Raw genomic sequence first — 5,634 nt, 5'->3', positions numbered from 1 at the left:
TGGTAATCTCATACATAGTTACTTGGGTAAATATGATTTATGCTTATGTAACTGCTCCTACAGACGTTGAACTGTGGGGTGAAGAAATTGAATAGTGAACAATCAAACAAACGTCCGAAGATTCTTTGGGCGTTTGTCCTATATCAGATTTGACAATGAAATATATAACAATGCTTTTGATGACCTTACTTCATTTGCCTGTGTCGGGACAACAGTGCGATTTATTGAACAGGAAATCACAAATAAAAAAGTGTATGAAGCCGATTTATAGCATAACAGCATTTGAGCAAATAGCTGATTCCTTACAAATGACCATTGATGAGTTATCTGACTATCCCGTAATGTTTCCGATAAAGAAAGTAAAACGTATCTCTTCAGAGTTCGGGATGCGGAAGCATCCTTGTTATAAAAGACGAAGTTTCCATAGAGGAATTGATATTCCACAAGTAAAAGGTACTCCCGTGTATGCCACAGGTAACGGAATAGTGATTAGCAGAGGTTATAATTCGGGGTACGGATATTATATAGAGATTCAACATGCAGGTGGTTTCCGCTCATTCTATGCACATTTAAGCTGGATATTGGTCAATGTGGAGGATCTGGTAAGTATTACCCAACAGATAGCTTGTGTCGGTAGTACGGGAATAGTAACGGGCAGCCATTTGCATTACGAAGTAAGGAAAGGGAGACGTTATTTGAATCCGACAGGTTGGTGCTACGTTTTGTTTAACCACTTGAATGATGATTTCTTATAGAGGAAAAATGCTAAAATTATAGATGAAATATTTCTGCCCGAATATCGAAAATTAACAAAAATAACTACCTTTGAAATAAATCAATAGCCTATGAATTACATACAGAAAAATCTACTATCCGGGGAAGAAATAAAATATGTTGCAAAACTGCATTTTTTCCTATTCGTTCAACCGATTATTTTGTTGCTTATAGGTGCTTTTTTAGCATCAAGTCCTAAAGAAATATCAGCCATGACTCATTATGCAGGTTTGCTGATTTTGTTCTTCGGGATTGTATCGTTGTTGTCAAGAATACTAATAAAAGTAGGTTCTTCTTATGCAGTAACTAACAAACGGGTGATACTAAAAACAGGTGTTATCAGTCGCAGAGCAGTAGATTTGGTATTGGCTAAATGTGAAGGTCTTCACATCAAGCAAAGTATCTTAGGTAGGATATTTAATTTTGGAACAATTACTGTAACAACGGGTGGTGTTTCAAGCTCATATCCGTATATAGCCGATCCGTTAGCTTTCAGAAAAGAAATAAATACGCAGATAGGATAAGTGGAAGTGTAAAAGACTCGATAAATAAGTAACTTTAGAGGTAAGTCGTTGTGAATATTTGGAGAGCGACCCTATCAGGTATTTTTTGTGGGTGTTTTTGCAGAGATTTTTTAATTAAATATTATGAGAATAAAAGGACTTTCTGTTGAAAATTACAGGAATTTTAATACAGCAACGATTGTATTTGAGGAATCATGTAATTTTATTGTGGGAGAAAATAATTTAGGGAAATCAAATATCCTAAATCTATTGAATATTATTTTCACCAGAAGAGGCTTCGCTTATGATGACTTTAGTGACGCCGCATTACCCATAACTGTTAATATCCGAATAAGACTAGCTATTGACGAGATTGGGCATTTCGAAGATCTATTTGATTTGGACGATTATACATATATAAACATTGTGTGTAGACAAGTATCTCCAGATGAGAACATGGAGTTTTACCACTTAGAAACAGAAACCTATATTTCTCCGTCACTTATAAAATGTTTAAATTTCGTCTATTATGATTCATTAAGGAATCCTATATCTGAAATTAATTTTGATAGTAGTCGTGGTGTTGGTCGTTTCTTATCCAAAATGATAAAAGATTATTTAGCAAATGAAGAAAGCATTAGCTCGGAGAACCTAATTGATACTGAATTTACAGGCGGTTTGTTGGCAGATGTAAATGCTAAACTTGGAAAAATAAAGTCTTTTAAAGACAATGAGATATCTGCTGTTTTAGAAGGAGATGTTTTACAACTAATCCCCAAATTGTTTTCATTACAAGATAGTAAAGGTATATCTCTTTCAAAATGCGGATATGGAATTCAATTTCTATTATTAGTAACACTTTCAATATTAGATAAACTTCAAACGATTTCAGATCAAAGAAAAGAAACAGGCGTCTTTGTCAATGAAGAAACAGGCAGTAAATCTATATCTGTAGTTTTAGGTCTCGATGAGCCTGAAATTCATTTACATCCTTACATGCAACGCTCATTAATAAAATATTTAAATAGGGTCATTAATAATCAAGATCCAGATTTAAGCATATTAATAAAAGAACTTTTTGATATTGATAAATTTGATGGGCAAATTATTGTTGCAACACATTCTCCAAGTATCATATTAAATGATTTTAGACAAATAATACGACTTTATAAAGACAATAATGATACTAAAATTGTATCTGGAATAAATCTGACATTAGGAGAACAGCTTGAAAAGCATCTACTGTTACATTTTCCTTTTATTAAGGAGGCTTTTTTTGCCAGATGCGCAATTTTTGTAGAGGGAGATTCGGAGTATGGTAGTTTTCCTTTTTTCGCTCAAAAATGTGATATAGACTTAGATGAATATGGAATTTGTATTATTCAAGCAGGTGGAGATTCTGTTTTGCAGTTGATTCAGTTAGCGGAAAAATTTGAAATACCTTGCATTGGTATCAAAGACAGTGATGGAGATTCAACTCCAACTGGAATCCCTAATTTGTGGAAGACTATAGAACGTGATTTTGAAGCAGAGTTAATGACTTTAGTTGATGCAGGAAAAGAGAGCATTTTATACGATATTGTTAGTGAATTTGATTCCGAAGGAGAGGAGAGGATAATGGATGCTGCTGCATTGAATAAAAGAGCGCATAAAAAGTACAACTATTTACCTGGACCTGTATCGACAAATCTTAAGCTTTCTGAAATAGACGATACAGATATTGTGAATTTGAAGGCTTTTTATTCAACATGGTTTTCTATTAATAAATCTCAACCCTTAGGTCTTCTAATAGGAATGAAATTTGAGAAAGAAGATATTCCACAAATTTATATTTCCTTAATTGAACATGCTAAAGGTTTGTGCTCATGAATCCAGAAGAAATATCTATTATTAAATCCCGAATAGAGGGAAAGCATCAAGGGGATAGTAAGCAATTGAATGTGATTTTTTCCCCAGACAAACGTCTCTTAGTTGAGGCTCCAGCTGGATATGGTAAAACTCATACAATGGTAAGCCGGATTGCATATTTGATTGCAATAGGGCAAATTCCTGTACCCAAAAGATTATTAGCACTCACCTTTAGTGTCAATGCTGCCTATAAAATAAAGAAAGATGTTATTAAGAATATCCCCGAACTGCTAGATGGATTTGACAAACAAATAAATATTAAAGAGAAAACGTATATATCTAATTATCATGGATTCTGCCGAAGCGTATTGAAGAAATATGGATATATATTACATCCAGCTTTATCTAAATTAGATACATTACAATCTGTCGATGATAGCAGAAGTGATAATATTATGCGGTCATTCAAAAACATTTCAATAAATGATGCTGATATTTTATCTAATTATAATTCTGCAGTGAGAGAAATAAAAGGAACTTATTTAAGGGAAAATATTAATGGATATAACTCGGTAGTAATTGCAGAAATATTACAAAAAGAAGCTATACCTTTTAATGCGATTATAACATTAACCATTAAATTATTCCAAGAGCATCCAAGTATTTTATCATTTTACCAAAATTATTACACAACTATACTTGTTGATGAGTTTCAAGATACAAATTTGTTAAGCTATTGGCTTTTGGACTATTTAATTTCGGAAAAATCAAATGTCCTTTTTTTAGGGGACTCCTTACAAAGAATTTATGGTTTCATAGGTGCAGTGCCAAACTTATTAAGTAGCGCCCAAAGCCATTTTAAACTTAAACTTATTTCATTAGATAGAAATTATAGATTTGCGTCAAATGAAAACATGCTCCAATTAGATAAAATAATTAGACAAAATGCAATCACTCCATTTCAGAACCCCAATGCTTTAAATTCAAAAGTAGAATTTAATATCTATGAAGATCAGGTCAAAGAAGCTTTAGAGGTGGTAATAAAATCACAAGAGATACAGTATCGGTATCCAACTTCTAAAGTTGCAATATTAGCAAAGCAAAGAGGACCAAATATCGAACATATTATTAAAACATTTGACCACAACAAAATATCTTTCTTTTATGGCTTATTCACTGATGATGATGCTGAGTATTTGCAATTCAACAGGAAATGTCTTTATGAATTTATTGAGTTCCTCAAAATAAGTACAAAGATTACAAAGAAATTAGGTCGAAAGCATATAGATAAAATTAGAGATATATACGTAGATAAAGATTCTCCTGTTATAAAAGCACTATTGGAGTTACTGGAAATATTTTGGAGTCGTTTATTCCTTGATTATTCATTTCTTTCTAACGAAGATAAAATCAACTTAATAAAGGACACTTTTGAGCACAATGGTATAAAACAGTATATGGAGTTTTTAGATACTCGAATTATAATTTCTACAGTTCATGCAGCTAAGGGCTTGGAGTGGGATTATGTGATATTACCAGATATGGAACAAGATTCGTTCCCTAATTGGTTTGGGTTATGCAGTAAATGCAAGTGTGGAACAGATTGTGTGTTTTTGATTAATAAGGAAATAGAAAAAGCATTTTTAGAAGAACTAAGTGTATTTTATGTTGCTGTAACCAGAGCAAAAAAGCAGGTCTATTTTTCTGCTAGTAATACTCAATTTACAAGAAATGGCACGTACGAAAAAAATTATAGTTGTTTTATGAAATTACCTGGAATAGAATTTGTGTAAATTGAAAGATATAATATATATCCTCTGTCGGCTTTTTGCTTCTTTTTCTCCCGCATAGAAGCTCTAATTGCTCATGGAAAAAGAAGTGGCGGAAATTTCTCTCCGCCGTCAAGTTTTTGATTTTCGTTTCAGTTCTTCGAGTTGTCGGAGCATAAACGTGTGATTCTCTCCAACTGTATGCCCCGAATCCATCAGAAATGGACTGTTTCGGCATAATTTGCATTGTTTGATAGCCTTATTCAAATTTGTTACTTCGATAGACTTCCCTGTAATATCTTTAATTTTCATCATCTTCAATCTCTGATTTAAATACATACCAACTATCTCTATAATTCTCGCCAATAAGGTTAAAAGCTCCTGCTAGATTACTCCTTCGAGCAAACTTCTTGGCTTCCAAAATAGAATTGAACTCTCCTAACTTTCGGAAGCCAACAAATAAGATGTAAACATTTTCTTTCATCATGCTACTAATCTATTTTCTATCAGTGATATATTTTGCTCTACAAGTTGAATGATTCTATCGTGGTGCTTGGTGTTCTTATTGCAAACTCCTCTCGACTGAATAACCTTTAATTGCGAGATTGACACTTCAATTGTTTCAATGCGTTTGCCATCAATACAAGCCGAGAGTATCAGTGAATCGGCTTTTGAGTAATAACCACCTACGCAATGATGCTTATGCATAATTACACATAAGCATCATTATGCAAAGTCTT

The 5,634-nt window shown here is 33.0% G+C and carries 6 protein-coding genes and 1 pseudogene; 4 read left to right on the top strand and 3 right to left on the bottom strand.

The window, feature by feature from the left end:
* The first annotated feature begins 155 nt into the window (after window positions 1-155).
* The 4 genes from PKC55_RS18160 (at window position 156) to PKC55_RS18145 (ending at window position 4,918) form a co-directional block, all read left to right on the top strand.
* Window positions 156-755, top strand: coding sequence for a M23 family metallopeptidase (locus PKC55_RS18160; RefSeq protein WP_291124454.1), 600 nt, complete (start codon window positions 156-158; stop codon window positions 753-755).
* Window positions 756-845: 90 nt separating this feature from the next.
* Window positions 846-1,298, top strand: coding sequence for a PH domain-containing protein (locus tag PKC55_RS18155; RefSeq protein WP_324373644.1), 453 nt, complete (start codon window positions 846-848; stop codon window positions 1,296-1,298).
* A 123-nt stretch (window positions 1,299-1,421) separates the two neighbouring features.
* On the top strand, window positions 1,422-3,146 hold the full coding sequence (locus tag PKC55_RS18150; protein ID WP_291124457.1) for an ATP-dependent nuclease: 1,725 nt from the start codon (window positions 1,422-1,424) through the stop codon (window positions 3,144-3,146).
* Window positions 3,143-4,918, top strand: coding sequence for a UvrD-helicase domain-containing protein (locus PKC55_RS18145; RefSeq protein WP_291124459.1), 1,776 nt, complete (start codon window positions 3,143-3,145; stop codon window positions 4,916-4,918). The genes PKC55_RS18150 and PKC55_RS18145 overlap by 4 nt, the downstream gene beginning before the upstream one ends.
* A gap of 108 nt (window positions 4,919-5,026) precedes the next feature.
* Here PKC55_RS18145 and PKC55_RS18140 read toward each other — a convergent pair whose 3' ends face one another.
* From PKC55_RS18140 to PKC55_RS18130, 3 genes and pseudogenes are all read right to left on the bottom strand, one after another.
* Window positions 5,027-5,206 carry an NADH-quinone oxidoreductase subunit F gene (locus tag PKC55_RS18140; protein WP_324373645.1) on the bottom strand — a complete coding sequence of 60 codons (180 nt, stop codon included), beginning with the start codon at window positions 5,204-5,206 and terminating at the stop codon, window positions 5,027-5,029.
* The gene (locus PKC55_RS18135; RefSeq protein WP_291124463.1) at window positions 5,196-5,381 is read right to left on the bottom strand and encodes a hypothetical protein; all 186 of its coding nucleotides are present in this window, start codon (window positions 5,379-5,381) and stop codon (window positions 5,196-5,198) included. Before PKC55_RS18135 ends, PKC55_RS18140 begins: the two co-directional genes overlap by 11 nt.
* Window positions 5,378-5,593, bottom strand: a pseudogene (locus PKC55_RS18130) (PcfJ domain-containing protein); the annotation flags it as partial. The gene PKC55_RS18135 and the pseudogene PKC55_RS18130, both read right to left, overlap by 4 nt.
* Window positions 5,594-5,634 lie beyond the last annotated feature (41 nt).

The sequence above is a fragment of the Dysgonomonas sp. genome (assembly GCF_035323175.1).
Lineage (GTDB): Bacteria > Bacteroidota > Bacteroidia > Bacteroidales > Dysgonomonadaceae > Dysgonomonas.
The sequence above is the reverse complement of the archived record's forward strand: the minus strand, read 5'-3'. Positions and strand labels throughout refer to the sequence as shown.

Coding starts and splice junctions, on each gene's coding strand:
- PKC55_RS18160 (WP_291124454.1), top strand. CDS start 156: ATGAAATATATAACAATGCTTTTGATGACCTTACTTCATTTGCCTGTG.
- PKC55_RS18155 (WP_324373644.1), top strand. CDS start 846: ATGAATTACATACAGAAAAATCTACTATCCGGGGAAGAAATAAAATAT.
- PKC55_RS18150 (WP_291124457.1), top strand. CDS start 1,422: ATGAGAATAAAAGGACTTTCTGTTGAAAATTACAGGAATTTTAATACA.
- PKC55_RS18145 (WP_291124459.1), top strand. CDS start 3,143: ATGAATCCAGAAGAAATATCTATTATTAAATCCCGAATAGAGGGAAAG.
- PKC55_RS18140 (WP_324373645.1), bottom strand. CDS start 5,206: ATGAAAATTAAAGATATTACAGGGAAGTCTATCGAAGTAACAAATTTG.
- PKC55_RS18135 (WP_291124463.1), bottom strand. CDS start 5,381: ATGATGAAAGAAAATGTTTACATCTTATTTGTTGGCTTCCGAAAGTTA.